Source organism: Planotetraspora sp. A-T 1434, assembly GCF_025420585.1.
GTDB lineage: Bacteria > Actinomycetota > Actinomycetes > Streptosporangiales > Streptosporangiaceae > JAOEGB01.
Window position 1 is genome coordinate 1 of record NZ_JAOEGB010000127.1, and the last position, 291, is coordinate 291.

General features: G+C 70.1%; 1 protein-coding gene. It reads left to right on the plus strand.

All coding sequences use genetic code 11. The features are described 5' to 3' along the window. The coding region (locus N5079_RS35250; protein ID WP_410007863.1) for a hypothetical protein at window positions 1–291 on the plus strand (291 nt) is incomplete at both ends.

Consider the following 291-nt stretch of genomic DNA (forward strand, 5'->3'; position numbering starts at 1 on the left):
GTCCTGAACCCGCTGGGTGTTCCCGGGCGTATGAACGTCGGTCAGGTGCTGGAGACACACCTCGGCTGGATCGCCGCCCGGGGATGGGACGTCAGCGGCGTCGAGGAGGCCTGGGCGGAGCGCCTGCGCGACAAGGGCCTGACCAACGTCGAGCCGCGCACCAAGGTCGCGACCCCGGTGTTCGACGGCGCCCACGAGGAGGAGATCGTCGGCCTGCTGAGCAACACCCTGGTCAACAGGGACGGCTCCCGCATGGTGGGCGAGAACGGCAAGGCCCGGCTGTTCGACGGC